The 15172-nt window shown below is 70.8% G+C and carries 16 protein-coding genes; 5 read left to right on the top strand and 11 right to left on the bottom strand.

All coding sequences use genetic code 11. The features are described from left to right. Positions 1–89 precede the first annotated feature (89 nt). The gene (locus DAERI_RS03075; RefSeq protein WP_103128022.1) at positions 90–752 is read left to right on the top strand and encodes a PIG-L deacetylase family protein; all 663 of its coding nucleotides are present in this window, start codon (positions 90–92) and stop codon (positions 750–752) included. Here DAERI_RS03075 and DAERI_RS03080 read toward each other — a convergent pair. The 8 genes from DAERI_RS03080 to DAERI_RS21895 all read right to left on the bottom strand — a co-directional run bounded on the left by DAERI_RS03080 (position 749) and on the right by DAERI_RS21895 (position 7449). Beyond that, entirely contained in the window at positions 749–1408 is a 660-nt protein-coding gene (locus tag DAERI_RS03080; RefSeq protein ID WP_103128023.1) for an MFS transporter, read from the bottom strand. The two genes, DAERI_RS03075 and DAERI_RS03080, sit on opposite strands and share 4 nt — an antisense overlap. 209 nt (positions 1409–1617) lie before the next feature. After that, positions 1618–1848 carry a hypothetical protein gene (locus tag DAERI_RS03085; RefSeq protein WP_129117600.1) on the bottom strand — a complete coding sequence of 77 codons (231 nt, stop codon included), beginning with the start codon at positions 1846–1848 and terminating at the stop codon, positions 1618–1620. Between the two features lie 12 nt (positions 1849–1860). Further along, a complete protein-coding gene (locus DAERI_RS03090) occupies positions 1861–2751 on the bottom strand; it encodes a diacylglycerol/lipid kinase family protein (protein WP_103128025.1) in 891 nt (296 codons plus the stop codon). A 34-nt stretch (positions 2752–2785) separates the two neighbouring features. Beyond that, entirely contained in the window at positions 2786–3400 is a 615-nt protein-coding gene (locus DAERI_RS03095; protein WP_103128026.1) for a DedA family protein, read from the bottom strand. Beyond that, the gene (locus DAERI_RS03100; protein ID WP_103128027.1) at positions 3397–3849 is read right to left on the bottom strand and encodes a DUF421 domain-containing protein; all 453 of its coding nucleotides are present in this window, start codon (positions 3847–3849) and stop codon (positions 3397–3399) included. Before DAERI_RS03100 ends, DAERI_RS03095 begins: the two co-directional genes overlap by 4 nt. A gap of 8 nt (positions 3850–3857) precedes the next feature. Next, positions 3858–4340 (bottom strand): hypothetical protein, encoded by a 483-nt coding sequence (locus DAERI_RS03105; RefSeq protein ID WP_103128028.1) that lies wholly within the window; start codon positions 4338–4340, stop codon positions 3858–3860. Continuing rightward, positions 4337–6895, bottom strand: a complete 2559-nt coding sequence (locus DAERI_RS03110) for a cation-translocating P-type ATPase (RefSeq protein ID WP_129117601.1) — start codon at positions 6893–6895, stop codon at positions 4337–4339. Before DAERI_RS03110 ends, DAERI_RS03105 begins: the two co-directional genes overlap by 4 nt. Next, positions 6892–7449: a Chromate resistance protein ChrB gene (locus DAERI_RS21895; RefSeq protein WP_129117602.1), complete on the bottom strand. Its 558-nt coding sequence runs from the start codon at positions 7447–7449 to the stop codon at positions 6892–6894. Before DAERI_RS21895 ends, DAERI_RS03110 begins: the two co-directional genes overlap by 4 nt. A 62-nt stretch (positions 7450–7511) precedes the next feature. Between DAERI_RS21895 and DAERI_RS03115 the strand changes: the two genes are divergently transcribed. Next, positions 7512–8222: a phosphatase PAP2 family protein gene (locus tag DAERI_RS03115; RefSeq protein ID WP_103128292.1), complete on the top strand. Its 711-nt coding sequence runs from the start codon at positions 7512–7514 to the stop codon at positions 8220–8222. A 349-nt stretch (positions 8223–8571) separates the two neighbouring features. Here DAERI_RS03115 and DAERI_RS23030 read toward each other — a convergent pair whose 3' ends face one another. From DAERI_RS23030 to DAERI_RS03130, 3 genes are read right to left on the bottom strand one after another with little or no spacing between them, the layout of a single operon-like run. Further along, on the bottom strand, positions 8572–8862 hold the full coding sequence (locus DAERI_RS23030; protein ID WP_201262710.1) for an MFS transporter: 291 nt from the start codon (positions 8860–8862) through the stop codon (positions 8572–8574). After that, positions 8829–9119 carry an MFS transporter gene (locus DAERI_RS23035; RefSeq protein ID WP_201262711.1) on the bottom strand — a complete coding sequence of 97 codons (291 nt, stop codon included), beginning with the start codon at positions 9117–9119 and terminating at the stop codon, positions 8829–8831. The genes DAERI_RS23030 and DAERI_RS23035 overlap by 34 nt, the downstream gene beginning before the upstream one ends. After that, complete coding sequence (locus DAERI_RS03130; protein WP_103128030.1) at positions 9116–9481, bottom strand: ArsR/SmtB family transcription factor; 366 nt, start codon at positions 9479–9481, stop codon at positions 9116–9118. The genes DAERI_RS23035 and DAERI_RS03130 overlap by 4 nt, the downstream gene beginning before the upstream one ends. A gap of 444 nt (positions 9482–9925) precedes the next feature. On the opposite strand from DAERI_RS03130, the gene DAERI_RS03135 reads away from it, so the two are divergent. The 3 genes from DAERI_RS03135 to DAERI_RS03145 all read left to right on the top strand — a co-directional run bounded on the left by DAERI_RS03135 (position 9926) and on the right by DAERI_RS03145 (position 15156). Then, a complete protein-coding gene (locus tag DAERI_RS03135; protein ID WP_103128031.1) occupies positions 9926–10708 on the top strand; it encodes a TlpA family protein disulfide reductase in 783 nt (260 codons plus the stop codon). A gap of 212 nt (positions 10709–10920) precedes the next feature. After that, entirely contained in the window at positions 10921–12546 is a 1626-nt protein-coding gene (locus DAERI_RS03140; RefSeq protein WP_103128032.1) for a bifunctional metallophosphatase/5'-nucleotidase, read from the top strand. Positions 12547–12741: 195 nt separating this feature from the next. Next, positions 12742–15156, top strand: coding sequence for a UvrD-helicase domain-containing protein (locus tag DAERI_RS03145; protein ID WP_103128033.1), 2415 nt, complete (start codon positions 12742–12744; stop codon positions 15154–15156). Positions 15157–15172 lie beyond the last annotated feature (16 nt).

Raw genomic sequence — 15172 nt, forward strand, 5'->3', positions numbered from 1 at the left:
TCGCGGTGAAAGCGCTATCGGTCGCAGGGCACCCCGCCGCTTAAGGGTGTTCGGGTCGCAGGCGGACCAGGGCAGCTATCCTTCCCCGCATGGCCCACCTGAAGTTGCTGGTGGTCGTGCCCCACCCGGACGACGAGACCTTCGGCTCCGGCGGCACCCTCCTGTCGTTCCTGGCCCGGGACGAAGCGTGCGGCGTGGTCACCCTTACGCTGGGCGAGGCGGGAAAAACCCTGGGCTTGTGCGGGACCCGGCAGGAACTCGCGGAACTCAGGCGCGCGGAGCTGGGGGCCTGTCTGCATGCCCTGGGACTGCTGACGCATCCGGGCAGCGTCCACGAGCAGCACCACTACCCGGATGGAGAGGTAACGGCCCACCTGCCTGAAGTGACGGACGTGGTGCGTGGCGCCCTCGGCCGACATCAGCCGGAGATCGTCCTGACCTTTCCACCCGATGGCCTCAACGGTCACGCGGACCATGTGGCGACGCATCAGGCGGTGAAGACCGTCTGGGACGAGCGGCCAGCCGGAACCCGGCCCACGCTCTGGTACTACGCCCTGAACCGGGAGTGGTTGGACCCCCCTTCTCCCCTGTACCTGCCGCCGAACCGCGTTCACGATGTGTCGGCGTTCCTCACCCAGAAACTGCGGGCCATGGGCTGCCACCGCTCGCAGGGGCTCACCCTGGCGAACACCCTGCGCCGCTTTCCCGAGCGGGTGACGCACGAGCCCTTCCATGAGGTCACCTCTCCCTAGACCTCGGCTTGGCCCAGCCGGGCTCCTCCCCGCTGTCCCCGGTGCAGGAGCCAGACGCTCACCAGCACCAGCAGCGCGAGCAGTCCGCCCAGCAGGAAGGCCCGGCCGGCCAAGTGGGTGCCCAGGAAGCCCGCCACCGGATAGGCGAAGGCCCACCACAGGTGGCTCCACGCGAAGTGCGCTCCGTACACCCGGCCCTGCGCCGCGGCCTCGGTCCGCTCGGCCAGCAGGGTCTCGGTGGGCAGGTTCACCCAGTTCTGCCCCACCCCCGCCAGCAGCCAGAAGAGCACCAGGCCGCCAAGGGGCAGCAAGTCGCCGGGCAGCATGGCGAGGGAGGTCACCAGGGCTCCCAGGGTGATGAAGCGGGGCAGGGGGACGCGTCGCCCCACCGCCCCTACTGCCAGGGAGGCGAGCGTCGCGCCCAGCCCGTAGGCCGCCATCACCCAGCCGTACTGCGCCTCGCCCAGGTTCAGGCCGCCTTCGACACGAGTGATGGTCACCGTCAGGATCAGGGCCCCGGCGATGGCGGCCACCAGTTCCATCAGCAGGGCGAAGCGCACGGGCGGGTCGCGCCAGAGACGTTGTGTGTCGTCTCGCATGTCCGCAAGCTTGCTGCGTTCCACCGTCCCCTGCTCCGCGCGCAGAGCGGGCAGCATCAGGATCAGCCCCCCGCCAGCAGAAGGGACGGGGCGTCCAGGGCAAAGAGGGGTGACGCCAGCAGTGGCGCGAAAATGAACGCTAAGCCCAGAGCCGTGCCTTCGCCCAGGCTGACCCCTTCCGAACCCAAGACCCCTGACCGGCACCGGGGCCCCCGCTCAAGCACACCCCAAATGCTCACCCGCGTCGAACCTGGGCATGGGGGCCGCTAGCGGGTGAAGTCCAGATGCACCTCCACCCGCTGCTCCCGGGGCACCACCCGCACGCTGTAGACGGTGGCCCGCCGCTCCACCGTCCCGTCCAGCAGCCGCACCACGTCGCCCATCGCGGGATACCAGTCGTCGAACACCAGGGAGACCACCGCCGTCCCGGGACCCGCCCGGCAGTACTCCCCCCGGAACTTTGTGCCGCCGCACTTCACCACAACCGGACCCTCCATGTTCGCCCCCGCTCAGACCCGGCGCGCGTCGAAGTCGCCCGGAACGAGCACGGTCAGGGCGCGTGGCCTGACCGCCAGGGTCAACTTGCCCGCCCGCCGCACCTCGCCGTCCACGCTGACCCAGGTGGGTCCCCCGCGACTCCTGACCGTCACCTGCCGCGCCGTGAACTGCTGCGCCCGTCCGCCCGCCGCCCAGCCCAGGCCCACCCGCAGCAGGCTCACGAGCCGCCCGTCCCCGAAGGCCAGCACGTCGAGCCGCCGGTCGGCCACCGACGCCCCCGGCGCGGCCCGCAGCGGCCCCGCGACGTACCGCCCGTTCGCCACCAGCAGTTGGTGGGTCCTCAGCCGCAGGTGCTCTGTCTCGCCCGTCACGTCGAGGAGGAGCGGCCGGTGACGCCACAACACCTTCGCGCCCACCACCGGCCAGGCGAGGAGCCCCAGGCGGCGCTTGAGGTCGGGCGTCAGGGTGCGGGCGATTCCCGCCGACAGGCCCAGGGCCACGCTGTTGAGAAAGACCCGACCGTTCACCAGGCCCACGTCCACCTCGGCGCGGTGCCCGGCGGCGATGACCTGCACCGCCCCCGCCAGGTCGAGCGGCACGCCGACGCTGCGCGCGAAGGTGTTGCCGCTCCCCAGCGGGAGGACGCCCAGGGCCGTCCCCGTCCGGGTCAGGATTCCGGCGGCGTGCGAGAGGGTGCCGTCGCCCCCGCCGACGATCACCAGCGGCGCCCCCCGGGCGACCTCGGCGCGCAGCACCGCCTCGGCCTCCTCCGGGCTCTCGACGGCCCAGGGGGTCACGGCCACTCCCGCGTCCCCCAGCCGCGCCACCACCCCCGTGAACGCCTCGCGTCCGCGCCGCGAGCGGACATTCACGATCAGCGTCACCCCGTCCCCCGCCGTCATGGCCGCCCCAGCCGGGTGGCTGGCCGCGCCCCGTTCACCGCGCCGCCCGCCGCTCGGCCCGCCAGCGCACGACGATGAACACCAGGACCGCCAGCACCAGCGTGCCCAGCACGACGGGTCCCAGCGGGCCGACGACCCGCTCCACCGCCGCGTAGTTCTCGCCCAGCAGGTATCCGGCCAGCGTCAGCAGCGCCGTCCAGACGGCCGTGCCCAGGGTGGTGAGCAGCAGGAAGAGCGGCAGCGGCATCCGGGCGAGGCCCGCCGGGATGGAGATCAGCGAGCGCACCCCCGGCACGAGGCGCAGCAGCAGCACCGTCAGGGGGCCGCGCCGCGCGAACCAGGTGTCCGCCCGCTCCACGTCCGCAGGGCGCACCATAAGCAGCCGTTCGTACCTCTGTGCAAGACGGACCAGCCGGGGTTTGCCCAGGGCGAACCCGATCCAGTACAGGGGCAGCGCGCCCAGCACCGAGCCCAGCGTCCCGGCGAGGATCACGCCGGGCAGGCGGAGCGTTCCCCGGGACGCGCTGAAGCCCGCGAGCGGCATGATCAGCTCGGAGGGCAGGGGGGGAAAGATGTTCTCCAGGAACATCACCAGGACGATGCCGGGATACCCCAGTGCGTCCACCAGGGCCGTGATCCACCCGGTCATGCGTTGCCTTTCGTGGGGATGATGGACAGCTCGCCGCTGCGCTCCAGCACCGCGAACTCGATCTGGTCCAGGCGGCTGAGGCCATGCAGCTTGCGTGCGGCGGCCAGCACGTCCTCCCGGTCCACCCGGGCGCGGCGCATCAGGTCGGTCAGGCACTCGCCCCGTTCCACGATGACGAGCGGCATCCCTTCCAGCACCCGGTCCGCGCTCTTGAAGCGGCGGGTAAACAGCGACAATCCGACGTCCAGCGTGACCAGGGTCAGGATGAGAACGAAGGCGTTGGTCAGCGAGTAGTCGTTGCGGACGAGGGCGTTTTGCACCGACTCGCTGATCACGAGGAGCAGCACCAGGTCGAAGGTGGTGATCTGTCCCAGGGTGCGCCTACCCGCGACGCGGAAGACGAGCAGCAGGAATCCGTAGATGGCGAGGGCATTCAGGGCAGGATTCATACCACTCCTTACGGCCAGATCCACTGGCGGAAGACGACCTGCGCCCCGTCCACGCTCAGCTTGCCGCGGCCCACGCCGGGCCGCTCGGGCTCCACGAACAGCGTGATCGGCAGCGGTCCCGGGCGCTCCGGTTGGAAGGTCAGGCTCAGCCCGTCCGGGCTGGAGGTCATCGCGTCGGGCTGCGGCGTCACGGTCTGCACCTGCACGTCGTCCGCGTAATCCCGTGAGAGGGTGATCTTCACCTCCCGGCCCGGCACCTGAACGACCAGGCGCAGGGGTGACTGGTTCTCCACCCGGGCAAACCGCTGGTAAGCCAGCGTCACCTCCCCACCGGCCGTACGCTGGCCTTCGCTCAGTGGCCCGTCCCCGAACAGCCCGAGGAACGCCGCCACGACCAGGAGCGCCATCACGACCCACCCCAGCCGTTGCCAGGTCCAGGAGCGGTACTGAAAGGCGAGGTCCTGCTCAAGCTGGAGGTCCGCGTGCTTCATGGGGTGCCCAGTGCCCGCGCGTGAGCGGTGCGTCCGGGCCGGATCAGGATGCCGAGCAGGGAGAAGGCCAGCGCGCCAAGCAGCGCCAGACCGATCACCCAGGCCCAGTCGGAAGAGGGAATGGGCACGGTCTTGAGCACCCGCTGTACCCCGGGCACGCTGACCGCGAGGGCACAGGTGACGACCACCGCCAGAGTCCAGAGCGTGATGACCCGGTTCGCAAAGAAGTTCTTCAGGGGAACCCGCCCCCGCTCACCCCGCATCACGAAGGCGAGGGTCGCGTGGCCGAGCAGCCAGGTCAGGAACGCCTCGGTCTGCGCGAGGGCGGCCGTCGCGCCCGGCACCAGGAACGTCACCCGCAGGTAGTTCGCCAGCACCACCGCGAACAGGCACAGCCCGCCCAGCAAGAGGCCCCGCACCAGGGGCGCGTCGAGGAAGGGCTCTTGCGGATCACGGGGCGGGCGCTTCATCACGTCCGGCTCGGCCTTTTCGGTGGCAAAGCCCAGGGCGGCGTTCACGTCCATGAACAGTTCCAGCACGATGATCTGGATGGGCGCGAAGATCACCGGCAGGCCCAGCAGCACCGTCACCAGCGCCGCGAGGATCAAGGCGACCTTGATGGCGAGGTAGTAGCGGGTCCCCTTGCGGAGGTTGTCGTACAGCCGCCGCCCTTCCCGCACCGCGGAGACCAGGGTGGCGAAGTTGTTGTCGGTCAGGACGACGGCCGCCGCCTCGCGGGCCACATCCGAGCCCCGCCCACCCATCGCCACGCCGACGTTGGCCTGCTTGAGGGCGGGGGCGTCGTTCACCCCGTCCCCGGTCATGGCGACGATCTCCCCCTGGCCTTGCAGCCGCTCGACCAGACGCAGCTTGTGTTCCGGCGTCACTCGGGCGAACACCGTGGCGATGCGGGCGGCGTCCTCCCAGCCCTGCGGGGTCAGCGTGTCGAGTTCCGCCCCCGTGACGACCCGCGACTCCGGCAGGCCCACCTCGCGGGCGATGGCCGCCGCCGTGACGGGGTGATCGCCGGTGATCATGATGACCCGGATTCCGGCCTCGCGCGCTTCCTGAACAGCGGTCCCCGCCTCCGGGCGAGGCGGATCACTCAGGCCGATCAGCCCGAGCAGGGTGAGGCCCCGCGTGGCGCCCGTGTGGTCGAGGGGCTGCGTGTCCACCGGCTTGCGGCCGACGGCGAGCACGCGCAGCCCCTGGGCGCCCATGTCCCCGGCGGTCTGTTGCCAGTGCGCCCGGTCGGTTCCCGGTGCCGCCCAATTCAGCAGGCTTTCCAGGGCACCCTTGGTGTAGGCCACCGCGACCTCGCCCTGCCGTTGCACGACCGTCACCGCCCGCGTCTCGGCGGTGAATGGAAAGGCCCGCAGGGGAGTCCAGGTGCCCGGCTGGGCCTCCACTTCCCGAAGCACCGCCTGATCCGTGGGATCGTCAGACCCTCGCTCGGTGGCGAGCCCGGCGGCCAGGCGCAGTTCCCACTCGCTGACCCTGGAGGCGGGCGCGAGCTGCCGGACAGTCATGACGTTCTGGGTGAGGGTGCCCGTCTTGTCGGTCGCCAGCACGGTGACGGCCCCCAGCGCCTCGGCGGCCTGAAGGCGTTTGACCAGGGCGCGCTGGCGGGCCAGGGTGAGCGCCCCGAAGCCCAGCACCAGGGTGATGATGATGGGCATCTCCTCGGGGATGGTGGCGAACGCCAGGGTCATCCCGGTCAGCAGCATGGGTTTGACCGGCTGCCCCAGCAGGACGCCCAGCAGGGGAATCCCGATGCTGAACGCGAGGGCCACCTTGACCAGGGTGCCGCTGAGGGCCTTCATCGCCTTCTGGAGGGGCGTCTTGGGCTCGCGGGCCGCGTCCACCAGCCCGGTGATGCGCCCGATTTCCGTCTGTGTGCCGGTGGCGACCACCACGGCCCGGCCACTTCCCCGGGTGATCACGGTCCCGGCGTAAAGCATGTTGGAACGCTCGGCGAGCGGGGCGTCCGCGGGCAGAACGGCGTGGGCGTCCTTTTCCACCGGAACGGACTCCCCGGTCAGGGCGGACTCGTCGAGGGCGAGCGAGGAGCCTTCCAGCAGCCGCAGGTCCGCCGGGACCCGTTCCCCGGAGCGCAGCAGCACCACGTCCCCCGGCACGAGGTCGGCGGTGTCGATGCTGGTCTCCTGCCCACCCCGCAGCACGGTCGTCCGGGTGGGCACCAGCGTTCCCAGGGCGGCAACGGCCTTTTTCGCGCGGAACTCGATGGTCAGCTCGATGGCGAGGATCGCCGCGATGATGCCCAGGATGGCGAGGGCGTCCCGGGGGTCGCCCCACAGGGCGTACACCATGCCGACGGCGAGCAGCAGCAGGATCATCGGCTCGGTGATCTCTTCCAGGGCGACCCTGAGGAAGGTGACCTGTCGGGGGCGCACACGGACGTTGGGGCCGAACTGAGCGAGGCGTTCCCGCGCGGCGGCCTCGCTCAGTCCGCGCTCGGGCGAGGCGGCCAGGTCCCGGAGGGTGAGCCCGGGGTCCTGGGCGTGGGGCAACGCCGCCTTGGGCTCGGCCGTCACGCCTCGTCCTCCCCGCCCTGCCCGCGCAGGGCGCCCGCCTCGCGCTGGTATACCTGCCCGGCGAACGCGCCGACCTCCTCGGTCACGCCCGCCAGGGCGCGGGCCGCGTCCCGGTAGCCCTCGCTGTTCTCCACGTCCCGGGCCTCCACCCGCCCCAGCCAGGCCCGCAGGCGTTCCAGGGCGCTCTCCATGTCCTCCAACTCGGCGAAGGTGAACTTCCCCGCCCGCGTTTCCTTGTCGAGTTCCGCGCGCAGCACCCCCACCTGCTCGTGGAACTCGGCGTACTCGGCGGCGCGTTCCTCCTGCACCCGGCGGGTGAGCCGCCGCGCCTCCTCCCCCTCGCTCACGACGTGCAGGACATGCGCCTCGCCGCCAAAGGAGCGGACTTCCCCCGCCACGGCGTCCAGGGCTTGCCGGTTCCCCTCCCGGTCGGGCAGGAAGCACACCGACTGCTGGAGGTACAGCGCCCCCAGTTGTTTGGTGCGCCGCCAGATCGTCACCCGCGCGGTCGAGGGCTCCTTGGGCACCCGGTAGATCAGCAACCAGCCTTCCATGCGGGGAAGTGTAACACCTGTTTCTTCTCCTATTGCAATTCTTGTTCTACCCTGACGCGACCATGACCCGCGGACACCACCACCGGCACCTGGACCGCCTGGATCACCTGCTCAGGACGCACTGGCGCACCCTGCTGCTGCTGTTCGCGCTGGTATTGCTGCCCTTGTGGGGCTTCGGGGAGATCGCCGAGCAGCTCCTCCAGAAAGAACCCATCCCCTTCGAGGTGCCGCTGATGCTGTGGATTCACGGGCACGCCAGCGCGTTTCAGAACGGGGTGGCCGTGACCTTCTCGCTGCTGGGCAGCGCGCGGGGGATGATTCCCATTGCCCTGGTGTTGTTCGTGGTGCTGTACCGGCTGCGGCACCGCCTGGCGTGGTTCGCGCTGCTCTCGCTGGGGGGCGTTGCCGGGCTGAACTTCGTGATGAAGCAGCTCTTCGAGCGGCCCCGCCCAAGCCTGTGGACACCCGCCCTGCCCGAGAACGACAGTTCCTTTCCCAGCGGGCACGCGATGTTTGCCGCCGCCCTGGCCGCCACGGTGGTGGTCGTCCTGTGGCGGACCCGCTGGCACTGGCTGGCCCTGGTGTTGGGGGTGCTGTACGTGCTGGGGATGATGTGGTCGCGGGTGTACATCGGCGTGCATTACCCCAGCGACGTGACGGCGGGGGCGCTGTTCTCGCTGGCCTGGGTGGTCGCCCTGACCCGGGTGCTGCATCCCCAGCGCGCCTTGGAAGCCGGGCGGAGCCAGGGTGAAGAGGTCCACGCCAGCCGGTAAGGGTGTCACCGGGCGGCACGGCTCATCTCGGAGGCGGCGCAGGGCTTCAACGTCGTCGGCGCCAAGCAGGCACCTCCGCGTCGGCGATCTGGTCACTGACCTCGGCGGAGCGCAGGGTCGTCTGGATGGGCCGGTGCCCCAGGCGCTTGCGACCTGAACCACCTGCGGGGCGTCAGGGGTGACGGTGTTCCCGGAGGATGTGGCGCGGCTGTCGCCACGGCTGTTTGAGCACGTCAATGTGTTGGGGCGCTTCCACTTCGGGCTGTCGCCCGCGCTCGCGCACGGCGCCCTGCGGCCCTTCACCGACCCCGGCCGGCCGGAGGAGGGGGAGTTGCTGGAGGCTGAGCGTTCATTTCCGCGCCACTGCTGGCGTCACCCCAAAGAGGGCGCGGGCGCCCAGCACGGCGGCAAGCACTCCGGCCAGCCCAGGACCCACGATGCCCAGCAACTCGGTGGTGGCACTGGACAGGGCAAAAGCGGGTCTGGCGTCGTCCCGGCCCATCACCAGCGGGACGGTGGCCGGGTTGGTCGGAGTAAAAAAGGCCGTTAGGGCGTTGAGCAGGAACATCAGGATGTACACCTGCCACACGGTGCCCACGAAGAACATCAAGCCGATGACGACCACCGCCCGAAGTGGCACATGGCAAGCAGGGTGCGGCGGTTCACCCGGTCCGCGATCACGCCCGCGAGAGGACTGAACAGCACGAAGGCCGTGACCCGCAGCGTCAGGGCGACCGCCAGCACGGCGGGGGCCTGGGCGGGACCCGCGAGCTGGGCGGCGAGGAGGGCCAGGCCCACCCAGGTCAGGGCGTCCCCGATCTGACTTACAGTCTGGGCGAAATACAAGCGGGCGAAGAGGGGATTTCTCAGGGCCGCGAAGGTGGCGAGGGCGTTCACCGGACATGCTCCTTCACCGTCTCGGCGGCGGGATGATCCGGGAGACCCAGGCGGTCGTGCTGGGCGTGGCTGAAGGCCTCCCGCACGAGCTGTGCGACGTGGGTGTCAGCCAGGCGGTGGTGCACGCTGGGACCCTCTCGGCGGGTCCTGACCAGGTCGGCCCCCCGGAGCAGGGCGAGGTGGCGACTGACCGTGCTCTGTGGCTGGCCCAATGCCTTGACCAGCCTCATGACGCTGCGCTGGCCGCCCGGGAGCAGCAACACGAGCTGAGCCCGGGTGGGTTCGGACAAGGCCTTGAAGACCTCGCTGACCCGCGCCAGGTCTTCGGGGTGGGGCGGAGACGGAACGGGATGCTGGTGCATGGGGTCATGCTGGCAGTAAATTCGTATATCCGAATGTAAGAAAGTAGGCTGGGCATCTTGAGGAGAAGAACCAGCAGACCCGCGCCGCCGTGGGCCCACGGCGGCGCCAGCACGGCGTGGCCGAACCGCGAGTTCACGCCCGAAGATGCGGCCATCAGGTGGCGTGCTGGAGTCGCTGCGGCACAAGGAGGGCACCAGCTCCGCGCCGCTCCCGGGGAGGATTACACGATCTTTACACGACGGCAGGACAATCGGCGGGCCGATGCCCTTCGCACATCCCAGGAGGAACACCTTGACGATCCGCGACGACCCGACGAGGCGCCGCCCGGTCCCCCTGATCACCTGGGTCCCCGGAGCCGCCGCCAGCCCGCCGGGGACACGCCATCACCGGCCACCCAGTCGGGTCGGCCCCGGCCGTCCACCCTTTCGCCTCCGGGAACGCCCGTGAACATCGGGCCCGATGCCCTGAAGATCGGTTCGCTGGTGCTGGGCTGGTCGCAGCTCACGCTGGTGCTCGGCCTGCTGGCGTGGTCCTCCCTGGCCCGCTTCCGGGGGGCGGGCCTGGCCGCGGCCGTGGCCCTGGTCACCGCCCGCCTCTGGGCGACCCTGCCCGGCCTCTTCGGGAACCTGGGCCAGCCCCTGGGCGCGGGGGTGCTCGAACTGCTGGACGTCCGGCGGGGCGGCTGGGCGTGGGGGCCGGGCCTCGCGGCGGGGCTGCTGGCCCTCTGGTGGCCCCGCCGGCGGCTGCCCGACCGGCTGGCCCTCCCGCTGCTCGTCACCGTTCTGGCGGGCGTGCTGCCCCTGCTGCTCCGACCCACCCCCGCCGTGCAGACGTTCCCGGAGGCGCGCTTCCCGCGCCTCGCGGGGGGCACGGTCTCCCGCCCGGCCCCGCTGCCCCGCCCGGGCGTGGTGAACCTGTGGGCCACCTGGTGCCCGCCCTGCCGGGCGGAGATGCCGCTCCTGATGCGGGCGGTCCGGGCGGGGGAACCCGTGGTGCTGCTGAACGTCGGTGAACCCGCGGGGCGGGTGGGGGCGTTCCTGGGCGCCTACGCACCCGCGGGCGCCACCTGGCTGGGTGGGGAGGCGGTCACCGGGACGCTGCGGGTCAGCGGTTTCCCCACCACCCTGGCCGTGAACGCGCGGGGCCGCATCGTCGCCCGGCACCTCGGCCCGCTCAGCAGCGCCCAGCTGCAAACCCTGATCCGGCAGGCGAAGGACACCCCCTGACTCGTCCGGAGCCCCCGCCGCCTCGCCGCGTGCGCGTGCGGCCCACCCCGGCCCAGGGACTCCTCCCGGCGGCCCCGCTTCACCATCCGCTGACCCCCGGTGCCTACACTCAAGGCACGCCCGGCGGCCCAGGTCCTCGTCCCGCCGCTACCAGGGGGTGAGGTCACGTTCACGACGGGTGCGGCCCCCTCACCCCGGGAGAAGGAGAACCGATGCTGATCAGGACCCTGCCGCTCGCCGCCCTGACCCTCGCGCTCGTGGCCTGCTCCCCCGACCCCGTGCCCCCGGGGCCGCCCGTCACCCTCCAGTTCCTCGACGTGTCGGACTGGCACGCGCAACTCGACCCCCTGAGCGTGGGCAGCGGCACAGGTGCCTACCAGGTGGGCGGCGCGGCCGTGCTCAGCGCGTACTTCAAGCAGGATCGCGCGAGCAACCCCAACACCCTCACCCTCACCGGCGGCGATGCCTACGGGGCGTCCCCGCCCCTGTCGGGCTTCTTCGGTGAGGTGCCCGCCGTGGAGGCCATGAACGCGATGGGCTTCGACGCGGACACCTTCGGCAACCACAACTTCGACCGGGGCACGGCCTTCCTCCAGGGGCTCATCGACCGGGCCAAGTTCTCGTACCTCTCCGCGAACCTGGAGAATCTGGACGCGAACCTAAGGAACGTGGCCCCGTACAAGATCTTCACCGTCGGCGGGGTAAAGGTCGCCGTGGTCGGGCTGACCAACCCGGAGGCGCCCACCCTGGTCGCGCCGGGTGCGCTGGGCACCCTGGTGGTCACGGACCCCGTGGCCGCGGCGACCCGGGCGCGGGCGGCCGCGCTCACCCAGGGCGCCCAGGTCTTCGTGGCGATCGCGCACCTGGGGGTAACTGGTCAGGACGCCTCGCGGGCGGCGACCGGGCCCCTGATCGATTTTGCCAAGAGCGTGCGCGGCTTCGACGTGATCTTCGGGGACCACACCAACGAGAAGTTCAGCGGCTTCGTGGGGGACGCCCTGGTCGTGGAGAACCTCAGCAAGGGCGCGAGCTACGCGAAGGTGAACCTCACCTACGACCTCGCGAGCCGCCGGGTGACGGACCGGGTGAACACCTTCGTCGAGCCGCGCGTGGACGCCGTCACGCCCGACCCCGCCGTCGAGCAGGTGCTCGTCCCCTACCGCGCCCAGCTCGCCCAGCAGCTCGACCGCCGAGTCGGGGTGGCCACCGACGTGTTCCCGCGTGGGGGCAACGTCGAGCGGTTGCAGGAGGTCGCGCTGGGCGACCTGATCGCGGACGCCTTCCGGGCCCGCTACGGCACCCAGCTCGCCATCCAGAACGGCGGCAGCATCCGCAGCCCGCTGCCCTCCAGCTACGCGCCGCAGGACAAGAGCCTGCGCCGCCCCGCGCCCGGGTACCAGCCGGGGCCGCCCTACGACCTGGTGGCGGGGGACGTGTACTCGGTGCTGCCCTTCGGGAACACCGTCGTGACCCGCACCGTCACGGGCACGCAGCTCTACGCCGCGCTGGAGAACAGCGTCTCGGCCCTCCCCGCCGCCAGCGGGCGCTTCCTGCAGGTGTCGGGCTTCTCGTTCACGTACGACGTGAGCCGGCCGGTGGGGTCGCGCGTCGTCCGCGTCACCCTGGACGGCGGCACGCCGATTCAAAAGGACGCCACGACCCACACCCTGGCCCTGAGCGACTTCACCAACAGCGGCGGGGACGAGTACACCATGTTCGCCGACGGGCAGGGCACCACCCGGGAGCCCGACGCGCAGGTCGTGCTCGAGTACATCCAGGGGCTCGGCACGGTGACGCCCACGGTCGGGCAGCGCATCCGGGCCGTCACCGGAAACTGAAGCGGGACAGGTTCGGCTTCAACCGTCTTCTGCTTTGCCGGAACCGTCTGACCGGGCGACTTTGCCTCCCGCCGTTTACGCCCCGGTCGTGGCGGCTCCATCCACGGGACATTCGGCGCAAGCCTCCTGAAAAGTGGTCCCGGTGGGGGGCCTTCACCGCAATACTGGGCGCATGTTCCAGCCCAGCGGTGTCCGGTGACTCCCCGCCCCACCTACCCCGTCGTCCTGCTTCCACCACGTCTCCAGCAGGCGCTCGCCTCCAGTCCGGACCTCCCCGCGTTCGATGTCCCCCCGCCGACCGAGGACGCCTTCCCCCCGGACCTCTCCCCCGGCAAGAGTCTCCTGTCCACCTTCTACGGCCTGCTCAGGCTCAGGGGGCAGGCGGACACCCTCACCGCCCCGGAACGTCAGGCCGCCAGGGCCCGGTACGAGGCCGCCGTGCGTCAGCACCGATCGGCCCGGGCCGAGTTCGAGGCGGCCGAGCGCGCCAAGCTCACCCCCGAAGTCCTGCACGCCCACCGGCGGCGGAAGGTGGCCGCCCTGCTGGAAAGCTCGGCCGTGGAGGGGGTCGGGGAGAGCTTCGCCCTGGCCGGTCTCGCGGAGATGCACCTGTTCGAGCACCTCCAGCGGCACTTCCAGGGCCGCATCCTGCGCCGCCGCCTGCTGGCGAGCGGTCAGAAGACCTACCACCCCGACTTCCTGTACTTCGATCCCGCCCACCGCCTGCGGCTCGACATCGAACTCGACGAGCCGTACGGCCTGGGGCACAAGCTGCCGATCCACTTCGTGGAGTTCGACGAGGGGGCGCAGACCTACCGCAGCGGGGACGAGGCCCGGGATGAGGCCTTTCTCGCGGCCGGCTGGCCGGTGATCCGCTTCTCCGAGCAGCAGGCGGTGGAGAACCCGGACGGCTGCGCCCGGGTCGTCGCGGAGGTGGTCGAGCGCCTGACCGGGCAGGGCACGCTCTCCCTGGCCGCCGTCCTGCCGGTCTCGTCACACCTCCTCTGGACGCGTGAGGAGGCCAACGTGCTGGCCGCCGAGGACACCCGGCTTCACCTCACCGCTCACGTCAAACGGGTGGACGAGAAGCCTGCCCCGAAACCGCGGCGGGTGTTCGTCCCTTCCGAGTATCAGCAGCGCATCTTCGACTTCCTGGAGTCCGGGGAGGGGCATGGTCTGGTCATCGCCGTCGCCGGAAGTGGCAAGAGCACCACCCTGCTGGAGAGTGTCAGGGTCATCAAGCGCGGTAGCCCCCGGGCGCGAATCGCGATGCTCGCCTTCAACCGCAGCATCCGGCACGAGCTGGAGGTAAAGCTCACCGGGGCGGGGATCGACGACGTGGAGACGGCGACCCTGAACGGGTTCGGGATGCGGGTGCTCAACCGGCGCAAACGCGGGATCAGGGTGGATCAGCACAAGGCGGCGGGCATGCTCAACCGGGCGGCCCAGGACGTGCTGGGGACCCGGCTGAGTCAGGACGACCTGAAACGCGCCCGCAACCTCTACGAGAAGTTCCAGAGCTATATCCACCTCGATCCTTCGGACCCCGAGCACTACGCGCAACTGGCCCGGCAGTACAACGTGACGGACGCCGAAGGGTTGCAGCCCATCGTCGCCCGTGCCCTGGACCTGACCGTGGCCGCCTACCAGGCCCAGAACCTGATCAGCCTCGACGAGCAGAACTACCTGCCGGTGCGGCTGAACCTGCCCCTGCAGCCGTACGACTTTGTGTTCGTGGACGAGTGCCAGGACCTGACCCAGACGCAACTGGAGCTGGTGCGGCGGGCCGCCGGGGAAACAGGACGGCTGCTCTTCGTGGGGGATCCCCGGCAGGCCATCATGGGCTTTCGAGGGGCGGACAACAACAGCGTCGAGAACATCAGGCGGCTGCCCCACCCGCCACGGGAACTGAAGCTGACCGTCAGCTACCGTTGCCCGAAGTCCCATGTCCGGCGAGCGCGGGCCCTGATGCCCGCCATCGAGGCGGCACCGGACGCCCGGGAGGGGGAGGTGTTCGAGGTGGGCTGGGCGCAGGCGTTCGGGTACGTCCGGGAACGGGATCTGCTGTTCGCCCGCAACAACGACCTGGTCGACCTGATCGTGCTGGAACTGCTGTGCCGGGGCCTGACCCTGGATTACGAGGGTCAGGCGGCGCTTCGACCCGACAAGTCGGACGAGGAGGAGGCCCTGGAGAGCGATTCGGGAAGGGTCCGGAAGGTGGTGACGGAGCTGCGGAACCTCACGGCGGGCTTCGTCCCAGCCAGCGCGCCCAGGGCCCGCCCTCCGCTCGGCCCCAGGGACAAACCGCTGAAGGTCCTGTTGCCGTGGGTGCTGGGCCGGTTGCACGAGCAGGCGCAGCGCTGGGATGGCGGTGAGTTCAGGACCTTCGTGGAGGCGGTGACGGCCCCGGACCCGCGGATGGGCGTGCGGGTGTCCAGTGCCCACCAGGCCAAGGGGCTGGAGGCGGACCGGGTGTTCGTGATGGGCTACCCCCTCTTCGCCAGGCCGCGGCAGGATCAGCAGGAGTGGGAGCGGCAGCAGGAGGAGAACCTGAAGTACGTGGCGCTCACCCGCGCCCGGGAGACGCTGTACCTGGTGGGGCTGCCCTGAGGGCACCCGGTTCCAC

It is taken from the genome of Deinococcus aerius (assembly GCF_002897375.1).
Taxonomy (GTDB): Bacteria; Deinococcota; Deinococci; order Deinococcales; family Deinococcaceae; genus Deinococcus; species Deinococcus aerius.

Coding starts and splice junctions, on each gene's coding strand:
- DAERI_RS03075 (WP_103128022.1), top strand. CDS start 90: ATGGCCCACCTGAAGTTGCTGGTGGTCGTGCCCCACCCGGACGACGAG.
- DAERI_RS03080 (WP_103128023.1), bottom strand. CDS start 1,408: ATGCTGCCCGCTCTGCGCGCGGAGCAGGGGACGGTGGAACGCAGCAAG.
- DAERI_RS03085 (WP_129117600.1), bottom strand. CDS start 1,848: ATGGAGGGTCCGGTTGTGGTGAAGTGCGGCGGCACAAAGTTCCGGGGG.
- DAERI_RS03090 (WP_103128025.1), bottom strand. CDS start 2,751: ATGACGGCGGGGGACGGGGTGACGCTGATCGTGAATGTCCGCTCGCGG.
- DAERI_RS03095 (WP_103128026.1), bottom strand. CDS start 3,400: ATGACCGGGTGGATCACGGCCCTGGTGGACGCACTGGGGTATCCCGGC.
- DAERI_RS03100 (WP_103128027.1), bottom strand. CDS start 3,849: ATGAATCCTGCCCTGAATGCCCTCGCCATCTACGGATTCCTGCTGCTC.
- DAERI_RS03105 (WP_103128028.1), bottom strand. CDS start 4,340: ATGAAGCACGCGGACCTCCAGCTTGAGCAGGACCTCGCCTTTCAGTAC.
- DAERI_RS21895 (WP_129117602.1), bottom strand. CDS start 7,449: ATGGAAGGCTGGTTGCTGATCTACCGGGTGCCCAAGGAGCCCTCGACC.
- DAERI_RS03115 (WP_103128292.1), top strand. CDS start 7,512: ATGACCCGCGGACACCACCACCGGCACCTGGACCGCCTGGATCACCTG.
- DAERI_RS03130 (WP_103128030.1), bottom strand. CDS start 9,481: ATGCACCAGCATCCCGTTCCGTCTCCGCCCCACCCCGAAGACCTGGCG.
- DAERI_RS03140 (WP_103128032.1), top strand. CDS start 10,921: ATGCTGATCAGGACCCTGCCGCTCGCCGCCCTGACCCTCGCGCTCGTG.